Source organism: Bacillus sp. B2-WWTP-C-10-Post-4, from assembly GCF_009183805.1.
In the GTDB taxonomy this organism is placed as follows: Bacteria; Bacillota; Bacilli; order Bacillales; family Bacillaceae_G; genus Bacillus_A; species Bacillus_A cereus.
Genome location: NZ_WEII01000021.1, coordinates 1 through 24635, shown reverse-complemented (window position 1 = coordinate 24635; position 24635 = coordinate 1). Strand labels below are relative to the sequence as shown.

The window sequence follows — 24635 nt, the reverse complement described above, 5'->3', positions numbered from 1 at the left end:
TATATGACTATACCTAAACAATTAATGATTGGTAGCGTTCCATACGATGTGGAAGTAGTAAAAGGATGGATTGATGAAAGAGAAAACGGAGAAGTAAGAATTGCTGAAGTAACGTATCACGAACAACAAATCAAGATTTCGGACAATGTAGCGAAGCATGAAGGGCAAATGAAAAACGTACTTCATGAGGCGATTCACGCAATGCTTTATGAGTATGGATTTGATCGTTTAAATAAAGAAGCAAACGTAAACGCATTAACTACAGTCTTTTTCGATTTTATTAAAAATAATATTCGTGGTGGTGTTTCCAGCTTTGTAGGTTATGAATACCTGGTGCTTACGTCTCCTGAGAAAAAAGTAGAGAAAGAAGAGCAGCAAGGGCTTTCACTTATCAATACAGCAACAGAACTTGTGAAAATGATTAATCAACAACCACCTGAAGCGGAAGTTCATAAGGCTTTAGATCTAAGGGGTACGTATAAACAACTACGTGAGTCGGCTATTAAGACGACCGAAGATAAGCCGACTCGTAAACTACCAATCGTAGAAGTGAATCGTAGCTCGTTCTCTATGGAAGAAATAGCAAAGATTACAAAGAAAGAAGAAGCTGATCCGACTCATTGGAAAACAGGTATTAAGTATGACGATGAAGGTAAACCGAGATATCGTACACGCTATGAGTGCTGCATGTGTGGGAATCGCGGGAATCAATATGAGTACAAAGAGAACAAATTCACGAAATGCCATAAATGTAATGCGAAACTCAAGATAGTACACGCAACGAAAAATGGATTCCCTGAACGCGATGCATTCGGTAACTTTTACGTAGCTAATGATGAATACAGCATTATTTTGGATGGTGAGTAAAGATGAAGAATATACCTACAAAAAACATAAGTGAAGAACTGGAAACACGTGAAGGTGTCACAACGGTGCAAGTAAGCCCCCATGAAAAGATTGAAGTAGCCGGTATTACGGTTGAGGGTCCGGCTGTAATTCTAATTAATAAAGACTAGGAGTGACTGGATGGAACTTATATACGAATATCCGATTTGGACAACGTGGTTCATCTGTGTAATATTCTTTGGTTTAGCTAGCGTTATAGAAACGATTAAGAAGTAAAGAAAAGGAGCTGAAGAGAAATGAAAGAAAAAGATTTAAACATTTCAGAAGTACGTGGTGCGAAAAAGAACATTTCAGACTTACAAGTTTATGGTGATGGAGATATGTTCGCTTTACTTTGCAAAGCGAGTTCTCAAGAACAAGGTTGGATGAAATCAACTAAGGTTTGTAACGTAAAAGGCGGTTGCGTGATGCAGGTGACAACGCAGCAGAAGAATCCTGATGGTAGTTATGCGGTAGCTGAGGCTTTAACGTATGTACCAGGTGTTCATATTGATACAGAAAGTGAACCGCGAAAGATGGTTCCAATCCCTGCGGAAAAATATGAAGTTAACACTCTTGTAGAACTAGGGGAACGACGTCTTCAATCTAGTTGGATAAAAGGAGCTGAAGAGAAATGAAATCAACAGGTATCATTCGTAACATCGACCCACTAGGACGAATTGTAGTTCCAATGGAATTACGTCGTACATTAGGTATTCAGGAAAAGGATCCAATGGAGATTTTCGTAGATGGTGAATCTATTATTCTACAAAAATATAATCCAAATGGTTCTTGCCAAATTACAGGTGAAGTTTCTGACGAAAATATTGAATTAGCCGGTGGGAAACTCGTGCTAAGTCCTGAGGGAATCGACCAAATTTTAGTGGAAATCGAATCACATTTGAAGGGGCGATAAGATGAGTAATTCGGGTGGCCAATATTCAAATATCGAACTAGAAATGATTTTGGACAACTTTGTAAAGGCGTTACCGATGCAGATACGAATGCAGCGTGAAATGTCTAAATTACTTAAAGCGCGTTTTGATGCACTTGTTTCGGAAGGTTTTACGGAACAACAAGCGCTGGAAATCGTAAAATCACGTGGTATAGAGTGAAAGGTTCTGAGGCGATTTTACGGGCGATGCACCAGGCAGGAGGAGAAATCCCAGCCACGCAGTTCGATACGTGGCTGGGGCAACTCTCTCAGTTAGGACTACTGGAGCAAGTCACGAAAGATGATGAGCATGTTTATTATTACCGGCTTACGGATAACGCAAGACAGTTTCTAGCGAAGAAGGGAATAGGCTAATTAATTGCCTTGTTTAACAATTGTAAACCCATCGTACTCTCTGTCAATCAAATGAATGGAGTTGTCTGTTTCGAATAAATATTTCAAGATAGTTAGTTTGTTATTACGAATCGTTAAATATTCACAATAAAGTTTATCATTTATAGTGTGATCCTGGTTAGAGTAGTGTTCAAAAATAATTTTCACATGATGTGAAAACTTCATAAAAAAATTCGGATCAGCGATTTGTTCAGTGGTAAATTGCTCTAATAAATCTTGAATATCACTTTTCGCAGAATCTCTTATAGGTGGGGTAGAACCTATCAATACTGTATCAGTGACATTTTTAAACGCACGCGAATCGTCATTAATTTGTGACAGTAAAGAGTAAGTATTACTAGTACTATCGTAATCAGCTATAAGAAAACTACCAAATGTGTCATTTGTTTTCCGGAAAGGTTCATAGAGTTCTAAATATTGATCTATTAATGATTCTCGAATTTCGCCTGTTTTCATATTTTCTGATTTATCGTATAAAGCGTGTCGTTGAGCTAAAGCGGCCAAAACGGTATTACCGGTTCCTGATGTTCCTACCAGAGTTTTAGGAGTGACTTCTATAATTTTGCGACGGTATTCTTCGCAAGGACGTCCTTTGCTATCTATTGCACGAGTGTCACTCATCATTATGATTCCGTTTGGTAATATAGTTCCTGCAATTAAAGTCATGCGTTTCTCTCTCCATTCCTATTTTATTTATAAGTCTCTATTAACATTATAACCAGATTGAAAGATTCTAAACTGTAACAAAGATTTTTTTGAGTAATTTTTAACGAATACGGAGGTGTTTAGAGAATGAGGCAAGTGAATTATATAGATCGTATCACGGAATTTGCCACGCAAGTACCGGCGGTCGTTTTAGAAGATGTGATGAACCGGATTAAGGATTGGATCGTAAGTGGCGGGAAAGAAGATGATTCGTATATTGAACAACAACTGAAATTCGTGGAACGTGTGGCTGCGGGAGTAAGGAACATGACATCTGAAGAAATCCGTAACTTACAAATCGATGGAGTAGATGTTCCGTTTTACGATGGATATGTGACGGTACAAGAAGGAGTTGTTACGGGTAAGCTCACCTGGAGTCTCCATGTTGTGGATTATGGGATAAGTGAATTTGTGGCCACGAACCAGTTACGTGATGTGAATATCGAGACAGAGCAGGGCAATGTATATGCTGGAGAAGGATTGATTGCGAAAGTGACTGAGGAACGGTTTCTCTTAGCTGGAAAGTCGGTGCTACGTGGTTATGAGACAACAGCGGCGTGGCACGTGTTTCGAGATTCGGAGATTCACAGCTGATTACACGAAAATAAAAATATATAAAAGAAAAGTTTTTAGGAGGGGGTCTAATACACTACAGTACTCAAAAAAGAAAAAGACAATAAAAAAGAACCCCCCCTTAAAAAAATATACCTTATATATATAATATAAATATAAAACTAATAATTATATATTATATATATAGTAGTATTTATTAATAGTTATATAGTATGTAATACTATTAATGGTTTAAGATGTTTGTTTTAGGGGTTTGATTTTCTGAGTCAGGAGGTTCGGAGATGACCAGAATTGATGGCTATGTTTCAAAGAAGACAATACGACTATGGATGGAGAATTACGAGTCACTGGCTGTAGGTGATCGGTTCCCTGATGCCCCGCCTAGCTTTACTGGACCTGGTGCACAGGACGGGAAAGGTGATGGGCGGTTGAATAAGATTGTGCTGGATCAGGCGATTAAACAATTACCGAAGAATATGCGGTATGTCGTACTTGCGCGGTACGTGGTTAAGGTTCCGCGGAAACGAATACTGCATACGCTGAGTATTAATGCCAATGAGTATTATAAGTACTGTGATAAAGCTGTAGATACGCTCTATCTGATAATCAATGGTGACATGGTTGGTATGAACCAGCTAATAAAAAAAGTTGAGCAAGGCTTGACAAAGTAGGGTTTTTCTAGGTACAATTTATGCTAGGATAGGTATTTTGTGTACATATCCTCCATATTTTCATTATGTCAAAAGCCAGGAACCTAGCACATGGGTACCTGGCTTTTTCTATGCCCGTTGGATTGGACTGACTGTGGCATATATAGTAGGTAGAAACTAAGGTGACTACTGTAGTAGTTATCTAACTGTCGGCAACACGAAAGGTGAAACCGATGGGTGTTTTTATCAGCCGAGCTCGCTGAGAGAGAAGGGTCTTTGAGACTCAGGGGGTCATAATCATTCATATCGGTATCATAACTTAAAGGTTTTGACAACGTTTTGATGGTGTGATAATATCAAGGTATCAAACGGTGTCATAACTTAGATTCATTAGTTAGCGCCGAAATGGAGCTGATACGAATGAAATACGGATATGCAAGGGTAAGTACAGTTCACCAGGACTTAGAAGCACAGATTCAAACGCTAGAGAAGGAAAGTTGCGATACAATTTATTCAGAGAAGTTCACCGGTACTAAAGCTGATCGGCCTAAGTTTAAGGAATTGCTATCGAAGTTGGAGTCAGGTGATACGTTGGTAGTTACTAAGCTGGATCGCTTCGCACGTTCAACTGTCGATGCGATACATACTGTACGAGAACTATTTGAGAAAGGTGTAAAGGTTCACGTGCTAAACATGGGGCTGATAGAGGATACACCGACAGGACGTTTAGTATTCAATGTCATGAGTGCGTTCGCTGAATTTGAACGTGACATGATTGTTGAACGAACGCAAGAAGGTAAAGCTATCGCTAAACAACGTGCAGACTTCAGAGAAGGTAGACCGAGGAAGTATAACAAGAAACAAATTGAACACGCATTAGGCTTACTAGATAAGCATTCATATACGCAAGTAGAAGAAATGACTGGAATCAGTAAAAGTACACTAATACGAGCAAAAAAGAAAAAAGAGTCGGAAAAATAATTTCGGCTTTTTCTTTTTGTTCGAGAAAATATTCAGTCCCCCGGGGGGAGGTCAAATCTGGTGAGGGGCTGGCAGGCGCTCGTAACGTTCCGCCAGAATTTTTAAACTCGGGGGGTTATACAAAATATACGAATTTCAAGGCAGTCGATACTAAATCGGTTGCCTTTTTCTATTTCACGAAGAAAGGGGAGCGAAACAATGGCTAAGTTAGACGAGTTAAAACAGAAACTTACGGCTAAACAAATTCAAGCGGCGTACCTGCTTGTAGAAAACGAGTTGATGGAATCGAACAACGAAGAAAAAAGGACTCAGGACGAAATGGCCAACGAACTAGGCATAAATCGGACAACGCTTTGGGAGTGGCGAACTAAGAACCAGGACTTCATCGCATTCAAGAGTGAAGTGGCCGATAGTTTTCTCGCAGAGAAGCGTGAGCAGGTGTACAGCAAGTTAATGCAGTTAATTTTAGGGCCGCAACCGAGTGTAAAAGCTATGCAATTGTATATGCAGCGATTTGGTTTACTGACTGATAAGAAAGTAATCGAGGGTGATCTAGGAAATGCGACCCGTACAAATGCGGAAATCGAAGAACAGCTTCAGAAATTAAAAAAATTGACAGGCGAGTAAAAGGAGGGCGGGCTACATGGCATATATAGACGGTAAATGGTTAGCCCGTCATGAACGTCAGGAGCGTATCGATCTTGTAGCAGAAAGAGCAAAGAAGTTACAGGAGTTATACGAAACTGGTGAGGCTACAGAATATTACATGGATACACTACTTGCTGACATCGATGAGCTAGAAAAGTTAAAAAGGGTGCATCGTGGAGAACATGACATGTTGTACTTCATGTATGAGTATTTTTCGGAAGAAGGAAATCCCGGGAATCCGGATAACTTAATTCCGGCTGGAGTAACGATGGATGATGCAGCTGAATTTCACCAAACGTTATGTGGGCTTTTAGATGACATCACAACAGGTAGGGAGAAAAAGAAAAAAGTGGCCTGGAGTGTAGGGCGTGGCCATGCGAAAACGGCATACCTGAGTAACGGTTATTTGTGTCATCAAGTCGTGTATCGATTAAAGCAGTACATTGTTTTGATTTCTGAAACTTCCGATGTAGCCGGTGACTTTATATCTTGGGCACGTGATCAGTTAAAGTATAACGAAAAATTGCGTCAAGATTTCGGTATCTTACTTCACGAACAAAAAAGCCGAAATGAAGTAGATAACGATAAAGAGTTCGTGACTTTAACAAACACGAAAGTCGAAGCGAAAGGTATAGGGACACAGGTACGTGGGTTACGTCACGGTTCCAAAAGGGTTCAGCTCTATATTTTGGATGATTTGGAGAGTAAAGAAAATACCGCGACAGTTGATTTAATCGCGAAAAATAAGCGTTGGTTCAAGGAAGAATTGCTTCCAGGTTTAAGTCGACAAGAAGGTGCCTGTATTTATATGGGTACTATCGTTTGTTACGACAGCTTATTGCACCATGTTATTAAAAACCGTCGTGACTTTGTATCAAGATCATTCCCGGCAATTTTGAAATGGTCAGAGCGCGAAGACTTATGGCAAGAATGGCGTGAGATTCGTCAAGTGGATGAAGAGGGCGCTTCTGATAAAGCTCGTGAATTTTACGAACAAAACAAAGAAGAAATGCTCCGTGGTACAAAAACGTTATGGCCATCTCATTTCCCATACATCGATCTGATGGAAATTAGGGAAGATGACGGTACCAAAGCGTTTAACCAGGAGTATCTATGTAACCCGACTGATGAGGAAAGACAGATATTTAAACCTAAATATTTCACGTACTGTACTGAAGATGATTTAAAAGATAAAAAACTTTTGTATTACGGTGCGGTTGATTTCGCGATGGGTAAAGAAAAAGGTGACTATAGTGTAGTAGTTACACTTGCGAAAAATGTTGAAACAGGCACTTGTTACGTTATCGATATTTTTATGGAGCGTGTGCATCCAAATACGTTGTTAGAAAAGGCTGTAGAATACACGCTGGAATATCAATACGAAGCACTTGCGGTAGAGGCACAACAAGCCCAGGAATGGTTTGCGGATAAGGTTGGAGAGGCATTGCAGAAAAAAGGATATCCTTCATCGACTCGTTTAAAACAAATTAAGCAGCGTACACGAAAAGCACTACGTATTGAGTCGTTATTACCAGATATACAGAGCGGTAAATTACGTTTTATGAAACATTTACGTGCTTTATTGGAGCAATTTGAAATGTATCCGATGCACCCACACGATGACGGTCCGGATGCGGTTCAAATGGCTTTTTCTATCGCATATAAACGTGCAAGACGTAAAGCAGGCACTACAGGGAATTCAAGATATTGAGAAAGGAGGGGTTTGAATGAGAGTACAAGGTGATCGTAATTTTATGAATCCAGTGGAAATTGTAATGCCAGTTCGTACCGCACTCGGCGATTCTGAGTGGACACGCATTATGTCTGAGGTTCGCTTGTATGAGCGTTATGAAGGAGACTTAAACGTATGGTCTGATTATAAAAAACCAGACAATCTCGACTACGAACCTACGAAAATACAACTTGATTATCCTCAAAAAATCGTAAACATGATTGCAGCGTGGCAATTTGAAAAAGAACCGAAAGTCACAGTTCCTCCTGATGTGATAGACGATCCAGCTCTTATGATTCAATCAGGATATGAACCTAGTGAGGAGCAACAAGCAGAAAACAGTAGAGCGAAAGCAAAGGAACGGTTATTAACATGGGTTTGGGATGACAACCGAATGCATGAGAAGTTATTAGCAGCAGCAAAAGACAGGGCTATTTCAAAAACTGGTGTGTATGCTCGGATTCATTACGATAAACGTCGCGGTGAATTTAAGATTATTTGGCATCCATCAACAGAAGTTATTGCAAAGTATAACGACTGGGATATAGACCAACTGGAAGAGATTCATTTTATTGCATGGCTTGATGAAGAACAAACGAAAATGTGGAAATTATCGTATTACTTAGTTTGGCATGAAGAAGCGGGTGAGTACGACTGTGAAATTGAAGAGGCTGTATACAATGGTGACTTAGAAAAACAAGAGGATAGGGTTGAGCGCTCATCAATGGGCATCGATTTTATTCCTGTTGTACCAGTGCCGACTGAAAAGCTCAGTAAGCGAACTACAGGTTATAGTGAGCTTGAAAAAACGATTAAGCTTTCTGACGAAATCGACAAAAAGATGTCTGATTACTCGGATGCGCTACGTTTTGAAATGTTCGCCATTACGTTACTAACGAATGTAGACGAGGATCCAAAGAATCCACTTCAAGTAGCACCAGGTGCGAAATGGGATTTAGGTGATGGTGCGGAAGAGACCGGTGAACCAAGTGCTAAGAAATTGGAAAGTGGATTTAGATTTAAAGAAACTATTGAAGCGTATCTGGACCGATTGCAGAAACGCTTACACGAAAAAGCAGAGGTACCGATGGTGAACACTGCTGATATGAATACGGGCGGTATAAATGACATGGCGGTACAGCTTTTATTCAGTAATATCATTTCAAAAACACAACGCTCATGGGTGATATGGCAGTCCCGTCTACAAACCTTAAATGAGTATATTTTACGTTATATGAAAGCTAGGGAGGATGACTCCAAATTCAAATACGATAAAGAAATGTTAGCAAAAGTAGATAACTATTATGCTAGTAAGATTATTTTCGGTTTACCGTTACCGCAAGATCAAAAAGCACTTATCGAACAGTTAGGCGATGAAATTTCAAACGAAATCGAATCAATTAAAGGTGCTATTACGAGAAGTGGTAAAGAAAATGCGGAACAAAAGTTCATGGAGATTATGCAAGAGCGGATGTTGAAAAGACAGTCTCAGGATCCGTATAACGAAAAGTAATACTTGCCTTACGAAATGGCGCTATAAACTTTCGGAAATTATAGCCGACAGGCTCAAAATGGAGGATTTGCAAATGGAATACGCAAAACAAGCTATAACATTAAAGTATTTTGTAGAACAAGTACAAAAAACACCTAAGTTCCCACTTCGATTAGACCTTCAATTTTTCTCTGATGGTGGAGATTCTGGAGATGATCCAGACAAAAAAACTGGAGATACTGACGACCCGTCAAAAACTTTTACGCAAGAAGAACTAGACGAAATTGTTAAGAAGCGCTTAGAACGTGAACGTAGTAAATCCGCTGAGAAATACGGTGACTACGATAATGTAAAAGCGAAATTAGCAGAATTTGAAAAAGCTGAAGAAGAGCGTAAAAAGCAAGAAATGACAGAAATTGAACGTTTGCAGGCTGAAAAAGAAGAAGCTGACAAAAAGGCACTAGAAGCTTCCGAAGCAGCGCAAAAAGCACAAGAAAAAGCAAATACACGTATTCTAAATACGGAAATTAAAAGTATTGCACGTGCTTTAGATGCAAATGATCCAGGTGACGTATTGGCGCTTTTAGATAAGTCGACTATTCAACTTGATGAGAATGGTAATTATCAAGGAGTTGAAGAGGCTGTTAATGCGCTAAAGGAAAGTAAACCTTGGATGTTCAAGAAAGTTGTGGGGGCAGATGCAGCTGGTGGCGCGAATCCAGGAACAAATCCGAGAGCGAATGAAATTCTTGCTTTAGAAAAAGAGCTGGAAGAAGCAAAAACAAAAGCGTTAAAAGATTCAAAATTTGCGGGCGAAGTAACACGTATTTATAACAAGTTGTTAGAAGCAAAATCGAAGAAATAACGGATCGTTGATTAAAAGTCAGCGGTTTTTTAATTTTAAAAATTTGAGGGGGCTACAAATATGCCAGTACTAACTACGTACGAATTTCAACAACAAGTAAGACAAATGCAAGCGAATGTGGATTTAATTCTCACGAAAGCACCAGTTCTTTTCGGGTTAATTGGTGTAGGAGACGCTTTAACACAAACTAAATTTGAATGGCAGAACGACTATTTAAACTCTGATACAGGTATTGTAAAAACTGCCGCAGCTGTTGGGGATACGGACCTAGTTTTAGAAAAAGGTGAGGCTCGTAAATTCACTGAAAATGCTCTGGTACAAAACGGCTTAGAAGTGCTACGTGTAGTAAGTGTCGATGAAAACGCGGATAAAATCACTGTGCAACGTGGTTATGATAGTACGAAAGCGGAAGCAATTACAGCTGGTGGTGAATTAAAAGTCATTGCAAGACCGAGACCAGAAGGTGAAGATGCTTTCCGTAAGAATGAGATCAATGACCGTTTGGTGTCACATAACTTCTCACAAATCTTTTCAAGATACGCATCTGTTTCACGTACACAACAACAAGTGAACACATACGGCGTATCAAACGAATTAGATTATCAAGTAAACTTGCGTTTACAAGAGATGATTCGTGAAGCTAACACTTCTCTAATCTATGGTCGTAGAAATGTTGGCTCTCCAACACAACCACGTACTACAGGTGGTTTATTTGCATTTGCGGGTATTGAAGGTTCACATAAGCAAGACTTTAAAGGGAACGAAATTGCGGCAAAACCTTTAAATGACGCTGTAGAACAAGTATTTACTCGAGGCGGTTCAGCAAATACGATTCTATGTGGACCGAATATCGCACGACAAATCACAAAACTTGGTGGCGATACAATTCGTACTACGCGTCAAGATACTGCGGCAGGTTACCAAATCTTATCGTTTGTATCGGATTTACCAGGTGGAGCGATTTCTAGTGTAGTAGTTGATTTAAATATGCCTAAAGATCGTGCGTTACTTCTTGATACAGAAAAAGTAAAGGCACGTTACTTAACTCCAATTTATGATCAAGATGCTACACCAAATGGCGCTGACTACTTCTCTCGTGTCATTCGTGGGGAATTTGGATTTGAAGTTAAGAATGCGAAAGAGTCTATCGCTGTTCTTGAAAATATCTCTAAAACAATGGCTTAAAAGGTAGCGTCTATGCTACCTTTTTTGTATTTTGAAAGGAGTTTTATACATGTCTATTTCTGAAAATCAAGCTCAACGGTTAAATAAATCGATGCCGATTGCGAAAGACACATCGCTTGGCACTATTATTAAAGGTCTTGAAGAAAAAGTATCTCTAATACCCAAAAAGGTTGATAAACAACCAGATAGTACAGCGACTGACGTAGCGGGTGTAGTGAAAGACTTAAATGCACTTATTGCAAAGTTAAAAGCTGCAGGAATCATGACGCCTTAACAAAATACAGTGACGGAGGTGACGCCAAATGAAGGTGTCGGAAAGGCTGGAGAGTCGGTTAGCAAAAGTTCCAAAAGTAACTCCGGAAGACATCGGAAATTGGCTAGCTGAAGCCGAAACTGAGTCAGAATTAACCGAAGAATTAAACGCAAATGCTGTTTTTTATCTTGCTCTGTCATTTGCTTATGAATCGATTGCAGCAGACGCAGCGCGCTATTTTTCTTATACAGATGGTGAAGAATCGGTTGATAAATCGATGATCTTTGCAAACTATAAGAAGTTATCAGCGGACGCGCTTAAAAAGTACAGGAAGTATAGACGGGGAAAAGGTACTCACCAAACATTTGCTAAGCGGGCAGATGGGAGATGATTACATGAGCGATTCTCAACAAGAGATGGATGCGGCGCTCGATACCATTTCCGAAGAATTTAAAGAGGAGCATGAAAAACAAGTTTCTGATACTGTAAAGGCCATTATCCTAATACGTTTGTTTTTAGTTGATTTATTGAATGACTATCAAAAGGATGGAATCGTGAAGCGTAGTAGGTTAAATGCGTTATTACGAGACCTTACTTTATACGAAAAAGAATTTCGTAAACAAGCAGAGCGGTCATTCCATACATTGATTGAAAACACGTCGAAATGGACCACATCAAAATTATCAGAAGCAGGTTTGGACGTGAAATCTATAACTGCAGTAAATAAGCAAATTATTCAAGGAGTTATAAAAAGACCTGGTGAAGATGGCTTAGTTCTGTCTGATCGTGTATGGAATTTATCTGGAGATATGAGAGATCGATTAAGTAGTGTCATTCGTCCATCTGTATTAAGGGGCGAGAGCATTACAATGATTTCTCAAAAGATAAAGGACGTACACGACAATGAGAAATGGAAGGTTGAGCGTGTAGCAGTTTCTGAGAGTACTAACACATACCGAGCAGCTACTATACAGAATGGATTAGAAAGTGAAATTGTGACAGGTTATCAAATTATTGATAATGGTCACCGTCACAGATATCATTCAAAGCACACGTGTTACAAGCTAGCGAGACGCGATGCGTACGGTTTAGGGGCTGGAAAGTATCCGAAAAATATTCCGGAAAGCCTTATGAATCAATTAATAAGCCCACATCCACAATGTTCGTCACGGTTGAACTACTTAATAAGCGAGGAGGTGTAGCAATTGCTTACTGAAGATGACATTAAAGAGATTCGCGAAAATCGTGAAATGATTGAGCAGGGACGTAGAGAACCGGTGATTTTATACATTAAAGGGGTTTCTGAAAAGGATCCAATTACAGGAGAAGAAATCCAAGGTGATCCCCGAAAAGAAACTGTTCAATTAGTTTGGAAGAAATTCACGTCAGTGGAAAAGACGAAGTTCGCTGATCTCGATGTTAAAAAAGGAGAGGCGCTTGTTACATTTCCTCTTAATGTGGACTTAGAGAATATTGAAAAAATTGAACGTAAAGGTGTTTTTTACGTTATCGAACTTATCGATGAACGAGGGCTTGGTGGCGTAAACCGTCGTGAGGTCATTGTAAAGAGGGTGATTTGATGAGAATCAGAGTTGTTGTTAAAGGAAAATCAAATGTGTTAAAAGCACATAATCCCAATAGATACAAAACACCAATTGAACAAACAGTAGAAAAACATACACGCTTACAAGCTAATCAAGCTTCTAATCGAGCACCGATATTACACGGTCCTTTATCTGAAAGTATTCCTGCAAGTGTAAAGATGGTAGTCGGTGCGAGAATTATTGGTACGTATGGATCTCCTCTTATTTACGCGGCGGTACAAGAATTTACGCACAAAACCAAAAAAGGTTTTATGCGTAAAACAGCATTTGAAGGTGAGCAACCATTTGTTGAGGATATAAACAAAACTGTTCAACGTGTAGCAAAGGGGCATTAATTATGTTGAATGATGTAATGTATTCATTAAAAAAGTTGCTAGATGTTTTTGCGCCTACTACATGGATATACGATGGTGTTTCTGTATCAGGAAAAGACAAACCCTTCATAACCATTGAGGATTTGTCAGGAACAATTAGCAGGTTTTCAAAGGAGAATTTTTCGCGTAATCATCTGATTCAAGTTGGTGTGTATGCAGATAAAGTTTTTGATAGGAACGATTTGCAAGATAGAATAATTAACCGATTCGAAAAGGGTTCAATTGACTTGTACGATACAAGTAAAAAGAATCCAGAACGAATCGGTTTTTTTAATGCAAAAGTAAAGGATTTTGAACCACTGTCTCAAAAAGACGTTGAGATTTTAACAGCGAAACATTTGAGTTTTATTACTATAACAATCAGAAATTAGAGGGGGACTAAAAATGGCAGAAGTGAAAAAAAGTAATGCACCTGAGTTTAAAGGTGCCGAAACACTTTACTTGATTGACATTCCGCAACCTGATGGGAAAACTACAAAAACAGTCCGATTTTTTAACCAAACGTCAGGTTCACGGTCAATTGAGGCTGGAGAAATCGAGTTAAAAACGAAAGATAAGAGTGGATCTGATTACGGTGACGTAACACAATCAGCTAGTATTGAAGGGATTTGTACTGAAGGTGACGAGGGACTTGATTATGTAGAAGAAGCAATTCTTAATAAAGTTTTAGTAAGAATTCATGAAGTTAACCTACGTAGTGCAACCGCTTCTGAGTTTAAAGTTAAATCAGGAACATACATGTTAAATAGTTTGGAACTTTCTCATGAAAATGAGGAGTACTCAAAGTATTCTATCGGCTTAAAATTAAATGGAAAAATTTCTAAAGGGACGCTTAATAAAGTACCTAATGGCGCGCCAACTGGTGACGTAGCTACTCCTGAAGCGTAATAGTAAGTCTATTTACTATTAATTAAGAATGTTTATGGGGGTGGAGATCTTTGGATATATCTAAAATCGAAAAAATTGCAATCGCATCTTCAATTCTTTCAACATTCGGAGAGGATGCATTGGCTCCTCACGTTGATTTAAATCGTTTATCAGAATTATGTGAGGAATCGACTCGAAATTCAACAGCGAGACAATGTGGTGAAGCGACAGTTAGTGTTTTAAATAAGATTATTGATAGCTTGTCAGAGGAGGGTGGACAATGAAGCTAGATCAACAAGAGCAAGCGGTTATTATAGGCAATACAATTATGATGCTTGGTGGGCATGAAGAGGTAACTAATTATGTCGATCCTAAGAAGTTGGCCAAAGTAAGTGATATTCACAATGAGCTATACGATAATACAACCCCGCGTGAGCGAAGAGAAGCAATGATTAGTTTGCTTAATAAAACAATGGATGAATTTGTGGAAAATAAATAACTGAGATCTGAATAAGCGTTCATATAGACGCTTTTTTATTTTGAACAAAAAATAATTGGAGGTAATTATTATGGCTGAAAAATCATATACACGTTTCGTAATTAATGGTAAAGAACAAGAACTGAAATTCTGTTTACAAGCACTGAGGTTATTAGATGAAAACGGTGGGCCGATGCAATTCGTTTCTCAAACCATGCAGGGCGGAATTACTAATTTCACGGATGTGGTTTATTACGCACTGATTCATACAAATGAGGGAATCACGTATGAAGCTGTACAGAAAGAGATTGAAAATATGTTTAATGCTGAAAAACTAGACCTTGATGAAATTCTAAAGTACAACAAAGCAGTTGTGCTAAATAGTTTTTTCTTCCAGAAGACAGTGAAGAAACTTCTAGGGACAATGACAGTGGAGCAACAGAAATCGTTCGAGAACCTGTACGCATAAATATTGATGAATTGCAAGGTGAGTGTTTTCGTTTTTTTAATATGACCACCTTGCAATCTTGGCGTATTAGTCTCAAGGAATATCACCTTATGTTGAACGGATATAAGGAACAACTACTTGATAAGTACGAGTTTGCAAGTGTACAAGCTTTGTTTAATCGAAATGCTCAAAGTGACAAAATCAAGTCATTAGCAGATATATATACACGTCCAGAAAGTGTTCGTGATATTGAAAAACAAGCAAATGAACGGAAAGAAGTAGTTGAAAAAATTCAAAGGAACGAATCGTTCTTTGATCAAATAGAATCGATGATTAGAAGTCAAATAAAAGAAGAGGAAGGGTAGGTGAGGTGAATGAGCCAGAACAAGGTAGAAACTCAGGTGATTGCGGATATATCTAATTTAATAAGTAACCTTGGACAAGCTACACAAGCATGGAATACATTTTTTCAACAGATTAGTAGACCACCTCCTATCCCACCGGCTCCACAACCGCCATCACCTCCACCATTACCACCAGCGCCACCAGCACCACCGCCTCCTGATTATTCAGGGTGGCGTGCTAGATTTCAAGAAGTAGGTAATCAAGCAATTGAAATGGGCCGACGTGTACAGCAAACAGGGCAAACAATGCAAAATGCATTTGGTCCTGCAGCTGCAGCGTCGGCTTTTGCTTTAGGGAGTATGATTCAAAAGTCACGAGAATTTGAATCACAAACTCGTAAAGCGGCGGTTTTAACTGCAGGTGACTACGGTCAAGTAAAGAAAGCGATTCTTGATATGGCAAAGGATTCTGTGTATTCAACAGGGCAGGTAGCAGCGGCTTTTGCTGAAATGGGTGCGAAAGGTTTTGATTCGGCTCAGGCAACGTCCGCATTACCTGGTGTGTTGAGTGCAGCGGCTGCGTCAGGCGAAGACCTGGGGATGGTTGCTGATACGATTACGTCAGCTTTAAACTCATTTGGTATGGAGGCAAGTCAAAGTACACATGTTGCTGATGTTCTAGCAACAGCCGCAAACGCAACAGCTGCAGGTGTAGGGGATATGCAATACGCTTTTAAATATGCGGCGGGTCCAGCAGCTCAATTAGGCATATCGATGGAAGAATTAGCGGCTTCTGTTGGTATTATGTCAAATAGCGGTATTAAAGGGGAGACCGCTGGTACAGCATTACGTGCATCTTTACTACGTTTAGTTAAACCGCCAAAAGCAGCGGCGAATGAGTTAAAACGACTTGGCGTATCTATTACGGATCAACAAGGTAATATGAAACCATTGTCTCAAATTATTGGAGAATTAAAAACGGGAATGGAAGGTATGACAAGTGCACAAAAAGGCGCGGCGTTAGCAACAATATTTGGGACAGAAGCTGTATCAGGTATGATGGCACTTGTAGCAGCGGGGCCTGAAAAGATTGATGCTTTAACACAATCCTTAGTGAACTCGGACGGTGCTTCTAAAAAAGCTGCGGACTCCATGCTTGAAGGATGGGCCGGAGCACTGACGAAAATGGAAGCCTCTATTGATGTTGCGGCACGTGCATTTACTGATGCATTAGCTCCTGCATTAATGGCCGTAGCTGGAGTAGTCGAAACCTTGGCAAACGCGTTTATGAAATTACCAGCTCCTGTGCAGACGGTGATTGCTTCCGTAGTAGCATTTACTACGGCTTTTTTAGTTATAGCAACGGTAATTGGTATGGTAACAAATGCTGTAGGTACAACCATGATTCTATTTGGTAAATTAGCTAATTATATAAGTAAAAGTTCAGCTGTAGCTTTTATTGCTAGAAATGCCATGATAGCATTGCGTGCAGCTTTTGTGTTTCTAACAGGACCAATCGGAGCAACGATTGCAATTCTAAGCTTAGTTGGGGTAGCGCTAGTCCAATTATACAAACATAATGAGACTTTCCGAAATGCTGTGAATAATGCGTGGGAATCAATAAAAAATGGGACAGTAGCAGCCGTTGAGGCTATGAAAGCTGCTTTTGATTCTTTAGGTTCTTATCTCGGGACAATACCGGAAAAATTTTCAGCAATGGGTACAGCAATTAGCGCAGCGTTAGAGGCAGGGTTAATTAAAGCGGGTCAAGTGTTTTCTGGTTTTGCGACAGCTGTAGAGATTTCGCTAGCTGTAATAAAATCGAAATTTAGTGAATTTGGTCAGGGGATAAGTGGTGCGTTTGGTTCAGCAGTATCAGGACTTAGTTCAGCATTTGCTGGAATTGGATCAGCTCTTTCTCCAGTAATTAACTTTATAAAAATGTCTTTCTCTTCAATAGGAAATACGATAGCTACTTTAACACCATTAATTGTACGTTTAGGTTTATCATTTTTAGGTGTTTCAGGCCCCGTAGGATGGATAATAGCTATTGTAGCTTCTTTAGGTGCTACGATATTTAAATTGATAAATACAAATGATCAAGTGAAGTCTGCTTTTATGTCGGCTTGGCAGTCTATACAATCGATTTTTAGTTCTGTGATGTCTGCGATTTTGCCGGTTGTTCAGTCAATAGCTCAGGGGATTACACAAGCATTTGCACCACTAGCTCCTGAATTTGCGAAAACGGGACAAGTTATAGCAGAAAGCTTCGCCACACTTGGACCTGCTCTTTCTGAGCTAGGTGCGGCTTTTGGTGAGTTAGGTTCTACAATAGCTAATTTGTTTAGTGAAGTAGTACAAGCTGTAGTACCGATAGCACTCGATTTATTCCGTTTGTTCGGAGAAACAATACAAGCCGTAGTACCTTTAGCATCTGATTTATTCAAACTTTTCGGTCAAGTGGTACAAGAAGTAATGCCTATGATTACTGAATTAATTCAGATGTTTGCTGATACGACAATAGAAATTATGCCATTGATAACAGAGGCTATACAACAAGTAGCTCAAATTTTTACTGAGCTAGCATCTACAGTTTTACCGATATTCGCTCAAGCTTTTCAAACAGCATTTCCTATTATTTTACAAGTAATCCAGACGGTGTTTAGTATAGCAGGGATGCTGATTCAAGGATTTGGAGAGGTCCTATCTATCATAGCGACATCAGTAATTCCGATTATTCTCCAGGCGGTACAAGCGGTCTTCCCAGTAATAGCTGAGATTATAGCTGCTGCGATTTCCATTGCGATTCCTATTATTCAATTATTAGGCCAGGTAATCTCTATCATAGCGACTACAGTTATCCCTTTAATTTTACAAATCGTCCAGGCGGTTTTCCCGGTAATAGTTTCTATAATTCAAGCGGCAATTCCTGTAGCCACTGCGATACTTGAAGGCCTAGCAACAATAATAAAAGGCGTAGTGATCCCGGCGATTCAATTTATTTTGTCGATTGTCCAGGCGGTTTTCCCCGCTATTATGGGCGTAATAACCTCTGCTATTGGGATAATCACCAACATAATAAAGCTTTTCACTTCAGTTTTAAAAGGAGATTGGAGTGGGGCGTGGAACGCGGTGAAAGGCATTACGTCGAGTGTGATGTCATTAATCGGAAATATCATCCAAGGGGCAATAAATTTAATTTCCGCGGTCGTGACTGGTGGGCTAAATTTAGTGAAATCTATTTTTTCTAGTGTTCTATCAGCGATAGGTTCTCTAGTAAGCTCAATTTTCTCGGGGATAGGCTCGGTTATTTCATCTGTTATGAATGCAGCAGGTAGCATCATTTCCTCAATTTGGAATGCTGCTAAGTCAGCGACATCTAACATCCTAAATTCTATCTATAACACAGTGACTCAAATTTTTGGCAATGTAAAGTCATTCCTAAGCGGAATTGATTTAGGAAGCATAGGAAAAAATATGATGCAGGGGCTTTTAAACGGTATAAGCTCTATGGCTGGGGCTATTTGGGACAAAATTACGGACATCGGAAATGGAATTAAAGATAAAATTTCTGGTCTGTTATCGATTCACTCACCGAGTCGTTGGTTCAGAGATTTCATTGGTGTCAATATGATGAAAGGTTGGATTAATGGTATAGATGCTATGAAAGGTGCTGTACAAAGAACAACCGAACAAATGACTGAATGGATGAAACCGGAAGCTCTACAAGTAGAGACTGTATACGGAATGCCAAGAGGACTTGGTGCGTACCAGACAGCTAAGCCACAAGCAAGCTCAGGAAATGCGGATTCCGGAACTGCTTCAAATTCTACAGCTAGTGAAAGACAACCCGCGTATATTAATATACAGCTTGGTAGACAAGAGTTTAATAGGTTCGTTGATGATATTACTGGAGAGCAAGAAGCTGTGAAAAAACGGAAAGATGTATTTTAAAGGAGGGCGGTAGATTGTTAGTTTTTAATGGGATTAATTTAGAAGAATATTTCGAGCAAAAATACGAAAAAGGATTTTTTATGGTTAACGATATAAGAGGTCGCGGAATTTTAAGTGACGAAATTAATGAGTTAACGGTACCTCACCGCCCAGGTTCATATTTTTTAAGTAAAAGGACTCCCAAGAGAGTATTAGAAGTAGATTTCTCTCTTAAGGGAGTCTCTCTTTTTGAACTAAGGAAACGGATAGATGAATTGAATGGTTTATTAGATACAGAAGAACCTGTAAAAATTACCTTCACAGACGAACCGGATATTGTGTATTACGGGATTAAGGAATCTGTAGAGGAAACTTTAGAAAAATCTAATATTCATCAAGCAACTATTACACTAATATGTCCAATGCCGTATAAGTTAGGAAAAGAGCAAACCGTTGAATTTAAAAAAGACGTTAGTGGGTTAGTTGCTAATATCCAAAATAAAGGAACAGTTCATTCTAACCCTATCATTGAAATCGATATTACAAAGCCAAACACTTTTTTAGATGTATGGTTCGGCGGAGGATCTTTAAGTGATCGAGATTACTTTCGTATTGGGATGCCGTTAAAAACTGTGGAAAAGCCTGTAGAAAGGAATCAACGTATAGTATGGGATGAAATGGCCACTACCGTCGGATGGAGTAAAGTCAGCTCAATGGAAGATGGGGAACCGGTTGGTGAAATGAAATCAGATAAATATCAATTTTATTGTTCTGATTTTGGGACTGGAACGGGAAAAGGATGGCACGGTGCAGCTGTTAAAAAAAGTATCCCTGGTGGTCCAGTACAAGATTTTATTATGCAAGCCTATGTTACATGTAAGAGTAAAAAGATTAACGAAATGGGACGGGTTGAGATAGCGATACTCGATGAAAACAGCAAAGTTCTTTCGAAAATTGCTATGAATGATCTTTATTGGCAAGCTGAGCAAAATTTTGGAACGATGGTAATTGGATATGATAATAAGCCGGGGAAAACAGGTTTGATCTATGAGAGTGGTGATTACCCGAATACATGGAATCAGTATTTTGGTCGATTGTGGATAGCTAGAACAGGAAATGTATGGGAAGCATATATTTCAAAATTTCTGCCTGGGACAGAAAAGGATGATTCAGAGCGCTTTGCTAGATGGACGGATAAAGACAATAAACATATGGAAAAAGCAGCTCAAATACAGATTAGTATCATGCAGTGGCAGGATGTACCGCCAGTAGAAGCGATGTCAGTTAGTGATTTAAAGTTTTGGAAAGTGAATTTAAATACGAATAACACACCGCCTTATATAGTTGATGTCGGTGATAAAGTCGTGATTGATACAGAAAGTAGTCATGTCAGTATTGAAGGGAAAAACGCAATTAGCATAAAAGAGTTTTTCAGTAATTTTCCTGTTATTAATAAAGGCGCTAATATACTCGAAATTATACCATCTGATATTGGAACAGCAAAAGTTAAATATAGGGAGAGATTTCGATGAGAACACCAAGCGGATTACTTCATGTTGTTGATTTCAAAACAGATCAAATTCTATCCGCTATTCAACCAAAGGACTACTGGGCTGACAATCGTCATTGGGAAATCAAAAATAACATTGATATATTTGATTTTACAACTTTTGACGGCACTCCACATGCAGTTACATTACAACAGCAGAACTTAGTTTTAAAGGAAGTGCGTGATGGTCGCATTGTTCCATATGTTATCAATAATGAAGTAGAAAAAGACTCTGATGATAGATCGCTCACTGTACATGCTTCTGGTGCCTGGGTTCAAATCGCCAAAGATGGGATTATTAAACCTCAACGTATAGAGAGCGAAACAGTTAATACGTTTATTGATATCGCTCTTGCTGATTCAAAATGGCAACGTGGAATAACGGATTATTCTTCATTCCACACGATGACGATTGATGAATTCATCGATCCCCTCACTTTTTTAAAGAAAATTGCGGCCTTGTTTGAGTTGGAAATACAATATCGTGTTGAAGTATCTGGTTCTCAAATTACTGGATGGTACGTCGATATGATAAATAAACGAGGGAGAGAAACAGGGAAGGAAGTAACTCTGGGGAAAGACTTAGTAGGCGTTAGACGGATTGAACATTCCAGGGATATTTGCACAGCACTTGTCGGATTTGTACGGGGCGAAGGTGAAGAACTTATCACGATTGAGAGCATCAATAACGGACTTCTTTATATTACAGATAGTGATGCTTTTCAACGCTGGAATGCACATGGTAAACATAAATTTGGTTTCTACACGCCAGAAACAGAAGATCAAAATATGACACCGCAACGATTACTGACTTTGATGAAGACGGAATTAAAAAAACGTGTCAATTCGTCAGTTTCGTATGAAGTAGAAGCGCAATCGATTGGACGTATTTTCGGACTAGCACATGAACTAATCAATGAAGGCGATACAATCCGAATCAAAGATACAGGCTTCACACCTAAGTTATACCTTGAAGCAAGGGCAATCGCTGGTGATGAATCATATACTGATCCTTCGCAAGATAAATATGTATTCGGAGACTATCGAGAGATTATAGATTCGAACGAGGAGTTACGAAAATTATATAATAAAATGCGTGCTTGGTTAGAGGGGAAGGCTAACAAGGAACTGTTAGAACAACTAGAAAAGTTGGCCGAAGAAGCAAAGAAAGAATCGGGAAAAGCTGTAAAGGAATCGCAAGAGGCTAAAGATATATCAGAGCAACTAAAAAAAAATATTGAAAATAATATGGTTAATATTATAGAAGGTAAAGAACCACCAACTACTGATCTTAAGCCAAACAAAACGCTATGGCGTGATATTAGTAATGGAAAGCCTGGTATTTTAAAAATATGGACAGGTACAGCTTGGGAATCGGTTGTTCCGGATACGGGACCATTACAAAAAGATATAAAGAATGCACAAACAGAAATTGATACTTTAAAAGAAACAATTGAAGATATACCTGATAAGACTTGGTTAAATCAGCAACTTGAAGGAAAGGCCAACAAAGAAGGTGTTTATACAAAAGATTGGGTAAACGAAAACCTTATTGGAAAGCAAGTGTACGAAACAAACCGTAAAGGTGATATAAAAGTATTAAATGAAACAAAAACGACTGCTGAACGCACAGCTGAAGAAATTAAAAATAAAGCAGAGAAAACGGAGATAACGACTCTAAACGATAATCTTAAACTAGTAAGTCAAACTGCTAATACTGCTAAACAGACAGCCGAATCTAACACTAACACCATTACAGAATTAAAAACTACTGTAAATAATATTTCTGTAGGTTCAATCAATTTAGCTAGCGGTTCAGAAACAGGGTTAAATAAACAGAACATGACTGGAACCTGGTCAGACAGTAAACAAATGACTTTATCGGATAAGGTCAACTATAGAAATAAAATTTTTACTATCTCATTTTTGTTTACTGGTAAAATAACAAAATTCAATACAAATGCTTGGTTTGGCGTAGAAACAGCGATAACGTATACAGATGGAGAGCAAGAATGGCAATCTGTACGTGCTGACTCGCAATTAAAGATTAATGTGGATTATAAAGACGAACCACTATCAGTTACATTTAGAACAAAAGATAAAGATGTAACTCAAGTTAAATTTTATTACTCTGGGCGCAATATTGATGGGAGTTTAAACTCACATCACGCTAAATTTGAAGAAGGTAACATACGAACTACATGGCAACTTTCTAATGATGAAGTTACTTCTAAAGCCGATTTTACTCAAACAACTAATGAAATTCAGCAAACAGTAAATACAAACTCCAAAACAATCTCGAAAGTACAACAAGATCAAGGTACAATGCAAACAACTCTAAATGAAGTGAAGCAGACCACAAATTCGAATTCTCTTAGTATTAAAACACTAACAGAAACGCAAACAGATCAAGGAAAGCTCATTCAAGAAAACAAGAATGAAATTACACAAACAAAAGACTCATTAAGTTCAAAAATTTCGGAAAAGCAAATGAAAGCTTATGTAGGGGCACTTGGCAGTATAAATCAATTCTTCAACACAGAGTTTAAGAAAAAAACAGTTGATGCTAATGGCAATATAACAAATGAGGTTGCTAGTACCGATAAATGGACAGTAGCAGGAGTTGTATCAGGTGCTACAGTAACACCAGTAACAGACAGACGCCATGACGGTTATAACTCGGTCAGAATTGCAAATGCGGGGGTTGCAGCAAATAGCTGGACTGGTATTGCTCAAAGTATTGGAGCCTCACAAAATAGCGGTGACTATGTATTGTCTGCATGGGTTTATGTAGTAGATAAAAACTTATTAGACCAAGGAGCGTGCGTTAAGCTTCAATTCTTTAATGGTTCAACCGCATTAGGTTATGAGCAAACTGAAATAAAAGAGTTATTAGTTAATGGCTCCTGGATACTAGTTAGTGTAACCATTAAAGCTCCTGACGTTCCTGTAACTCGTTTGCAAGGAGATATATGGGTACGCCGTAATGGCACAATGTGGGTATCTCAACCGCAGCTACAGCAAGGAAAAGAACCATCTGTATACATGCCAAACCCAAAAGACATTACCAACTATAAAGAATTAGTGGATTTAGTAGCGGACAAGGTTGCAAAAAGTGATTTTGATACAGTAACTACAAACATGCAGACAGAAATCCGGCAGAATACCGAAGAAATAGGTTTTCGTGCAAAAGCGACTGAAGTGTACTCAAAGACGGATGCCGATAAAAAATTTGCTTATGTTTTGGAAATGGAAGCGGCTTTTAGTTTAACAAATCAAAATATTAATTCTAGGGTTAAAAAAGGCGATGTTATATCCCAGATTAATCAATCAGCTGAGGAAATTCTAATTCAGGGGTCCAGAATTAATCTTATAGGATATGTAACAGCTGAGCATATCAAAGGGAAAGTTTTAGAAGGAGTAACACTTAAAACGAGTGGAAACAGATTTGTTGAAATAAATAAGCAAGACATGAAGATTTTCGATGCAGATAAGCCACGTGGCTATATAGGATTTATGGAAACAAATGATGGAAGTATTCAACCTTCACTCGTCCTTGGTTCTGACAATATTAAATACAGGGGTACAGGATCGTTTTATATTTATCAAGTCATGCCGCGAATTAATGGAGTCGATCAACCTTCTAAAGCATATGCAAAATTTGGGATTTCTAAAGGAGAAAATGCAGAAGGAACTAATATTTGGTCAAACTATATTCAAA

General features: G+C 38.8%; 28 protein-coding genes and 1 pseudogene. 28 read left to right on the top strand and 1 reads right to left on the bottom strand.

The window, feature by feature from the left end:
- Positions 1–3: 3 nt before the first annotated feature.
- From GBN78_RS11460 to GBN78_RS11440, 5 genes are all read left to right on the top strand, one after another.
- Positions 4–867, top strand: coding sequence for a hypothetical protein (locus GBN78_RS11460; RefSeq protein ID WP_152127396.1), 864 nt, complete (start codon positions 4–6; stop codon positions 865–867).
- Positions 868–869: 2 nt separating this feature from the next.
- Positions 870–1016 (top strand): BC1881 family protein, encoded by a 147-nt coding sequence (locus GBN78_RS11455; RefSeq protein ID WP_000790088.1) that lies wholly within the window; start codon positions 870–872, stop codon positions 1014–1016.
- 126 nt (positions 1017–1142) lie between these two features.
- Entirely contained in the window at positions 1143–1523 is a 381-nt protein-coding gene (locus GBN78_RS11450) for a hypothetical protein (protein WP_063675346.1), read from the top strand.
- Positions 1520–1801 (top strand): AbrB/MazE/SpoVT family DNA-binding domain-containing protein, encoded by a 282-nt coding sequence (locus tag GBN78_RS11445; protein ID WP_063675347.1) that lies wholly within the window; start codon positions 1520–1522, stop codon positions 1799–1801. Before GBN78_RS11450 ends, GBN78_RS11445 begins: the two co-directional genes overlap by 4 nt.
- 1 nt (position 1802) lies before the next feature.
- Entirely contained in the window at positions 1803–2000 is a 198-nt protein-coding gene (locus GBN78_RS11440) for a hypothetical protein (RefSeq protein ID WP_042597805.1), read from the top strand.
- Positions 2001–2194: 194 nt separating this feature from the next.
- Here GBN78_RS11440 and GBN78_RS11430 read toward each other — a convergent pair whose 3' ends face one another.
- Positions 2195–2899 (bottom strand): Ntn hydrolase family protein, encoded by a 705-nt coding sequence (locus GBN78_RS11430; protein ID WP_152127393.1) that lies wholly within the window; start codon positions 2897–2899, stop codon positions 2195–2197.
- Between the two features lie 126 nt (positions 2900–3025).
- On the opposite strand from GBN78_RS11430, the pseudogene GBN78_RS30985 reads away from it, so the two are divergent.
- The 23 genes and pseudogenes from GBN78_RS30985 to GBN78_RS11315 form a co-directional block, all read left to right on the top strand.
- Positions 3026–3130, top strand: a pseudogene (locus GBN78_RS30985) (DUF6877 family protein); the annotation flags it as partial.
- A gap of 75 nt (positions 3131–3205) precedes the next feature.
- Positions 3206–3532: a hypothetical protein gene (locus GBN78_RS11420; protein WP_152127391.1), complete on the top strand. Its 327-nt coding sequence runs from the start codon at positions 3206–3208 to the stop codon at positions 3530–3532.
- Positions 3533–3792: 260 nt separating this feature from the next.
- On the top strand, positions 3793–4182 hold the full coding sequence (locus tag GBN78_RS11415; RefSeq protein WP_152127389.1) for a hypothetical protein: 390 nt from the start codon (positions 3793–3795) through the stop codon (positions 4180–4182).
- 399 nt (positions 4183–4581) lie between these two features.
- Positions 4582–5142 carry a recombinase family protein gene (locus GBN78_RS11410; RefSeq protein WP_030025191.1) on the top strand — a complete coding sequence of 187 codons (561 nt, stop codon included), beginning with the start codon at positions 4582–4584 and terminating at the stop codon, positions 5140–5142.
- Between the two features lie 198 nt (positions 5143–5340).
- Positions 5341–5769: a phBC6A51 family helix-turn-helix protein gene (locus GBN78_RS11405; RefSeq protein WP_001086032.1), complete on the top strand. Its 429-nt coding sequence runs from the start codon at positions 5341–5343 to the stop codon at positions 5767–5769.
- Between the two features lie 16 nt (positions 5770–5785).
- On the top strand, positions 5786–7501 hold the full coding sequence (gene terL / locus GBN78_RS11400) for a phage terminase large subunit (protein WP_152127387.1): 1716 nt from the start codon (positions 5786–5788) through the stop codon (positions 7499–7501).
- 16 nt (positions 7502–7517) lie between these two features.
- Complete coding sequence (locus GBN78_RS11395; protein ID WP_152127385.1) at positions 7518–9035, top strand: phage portal protein; 1518 nt, start codon at positions 7518–7520, stop codon at positions 9033–9035.
- Between the two features lie 73 nt (positions 9036–9108).
- A complete protein-coding gene (locus GBN78_RS11390; RefSeq protein WP_226798479.1) occupies positions 9109–9879 on the top strand; it encodes a phage scaffolding protein in 771 nt (256 codons plus the stop codon).
- A gap of 60 nt (positions 9880–9939) precedes the next feature.
- On the top strand, positions 9940–11064 hold the full coding sequence (locus GBN78_RS11385) for an SU10 major capsid protein (RefSeq protein ID WP_152127384.1): 1125 nt from the start codon (positions 9940–9942) through the stop codon (positions 11062–11064).
- A 49-nt stretch (positions 11065–11113) separates the two neighbouring features.
- Positions 11114–11338 carry a head fiber protein gene (locus GBN78_RS11380; protein ID WP_098869043.1) on the top strand — a complete coding sequence of 75 codons (225 nt, stop codon included), beginning with the start codon at positions 11114–11116 and terminating at the stop codon, positions 11336–11338.
- Between the two features lie 28 nt (positions 11339–11366).
- Complete coding sequence (locus tag GBN78_RS11375) at positions 11367–11708, top strand: hypothetical protein (RefSeq protein WP_000868476.1); 342 nt, start codon at positions 11367–11369, stop codon at positions 11706–11708.
- A 4-nt stretch (positions 11709–11712) separates the two neighbouring features.
- Positions 11713–12519 carry a structural protein gene (locus GBN78_RS11370; RefSeq protein WP_152127382.1) on the top strand — a complete coding sequence of 269 codons (807 nt, stop codon included), beginning with the start codon at positions 11713–11715 and terminating at the stop codon, positions 12517–12519.
- A 3-nt stretch (positions 12520–12522) separates the two neighbouring features.
- Entirely contained in the window at positions 12523–12897 is a 375-nt protein-coding gene (locus tag GBN78_RS11365; RefSeq protein ID WP_000954645.1) for a hypothetical protein, read from the top strand.
- Positions 12897–13256 (top strand): hypothetical protein, encoded by a 360-nt coding sequence (locus GBN78_RS11360; protein ID WP_025118136.1) that lies wholly within the window; start codon positions 12897–12899, stop codon positions 13254–13256. Before GBN78_RS11365 ends, GBN78_RS11360 begins: the two co-directional genes overlap by 1 nt.
- A 2-nt stretch (positions 13257–13258) precedes the next feature.
- Positions 13259–13666, top strand: a complete 408-nt coding sequence (locus tag GBN78_RS11355) for a hypothetical protein (RefSeq protein WP_061684689.1) — start codon at positions 13259–13261, stop codon at positions 13664–13666.
- Positions 13667–13679: 13 nt separating this feature from the next.
- Entirely contained in the window at positions 13680–14183 is a 504-nt protein-coding gene (locus GBN78_RS11350) for a phage major tail protein, TP901-1 family (RefSeq protein ID WP_000852563.1), read from the top strand.
- A gap of 50 nt (positions 14184–14233) precedes the next feature.
- The gene (locus GBN78_RS11345) at positions 14234–14446 is read left to right on the top strand and encodes a hypothetical protein (protein ID WP_053513156.1); all 213 of its coding nucleotides are present in this window, start codon (positions 14234–14236) and stop codon (positions 14444–14446) included.
- The gene (locus GBN78_RS11340) at positions 14443–14661 is read left to right on the top strand and encodes a hypothetical protein (RefSeq protein ID WP_000762728.1); all 219 of its coding nucleotides are present in this window, start codon (positions 14443–14445) and stop codon (positions 14659–14661) included. The genes GBN78_RS11345 and GBN78_RS11340 overlap by 4 nt, the downstream gene beginning before the upstream one ends.
- Positions 14662–14731: 70 nt before the next feature.
- Complete coding sequence (locus GBN78_RS11335) at positions 14732–15109, top strand: tail assembly chaperone (RefSeq protein ID WP_136983591.1); 378 nt, start codon at positions 14732–14734, stop codon at positions 15107–15109.
- Positions 15110–15198: 89 nt separating this feature from the next.
- Positions 15199–15453, top strand: coding sequence for a hypothetical protein (locus GBN78_RS11330; RefSeq protein ID WP_000931846.1), 255 nt, complete (start codon positions 15199–15201; stop codon positions 15451–15453).
- A 36-nt stretch (positions 15454–15489) separates the two neighbouring features.
- Positions 15490–19386, top strand: coding sequence for a phage tail tape measure protein (locus GBN78_RS11325; protein ID WP_152127426.1), 3897 nt, complete (start codon positions 15490–15492; stop codon positions 19384–19386).
- A gap of 14 nt (positions 19387–19400) precedes the next feature.
- Complete coding sequence (locus GBN78_RS11320) at positions 19401–20897, top strand: distal tail protein Dit (protein WP_152127380.1); 1497 nt, start codon at positions 19401–19403, stop codon at positions 20895–20897.
- A partial coding sequence (locus tag GBN78_RS11315) for a phage tail spike protein (protein WP_193224732.1) occupies positions 20894–24635 on the top strand: 3742 nt, incomplete at its 3' end. The genes GBN78_RS11320 and GBN78_RS11315, both read left to right, overlap by 4 nt.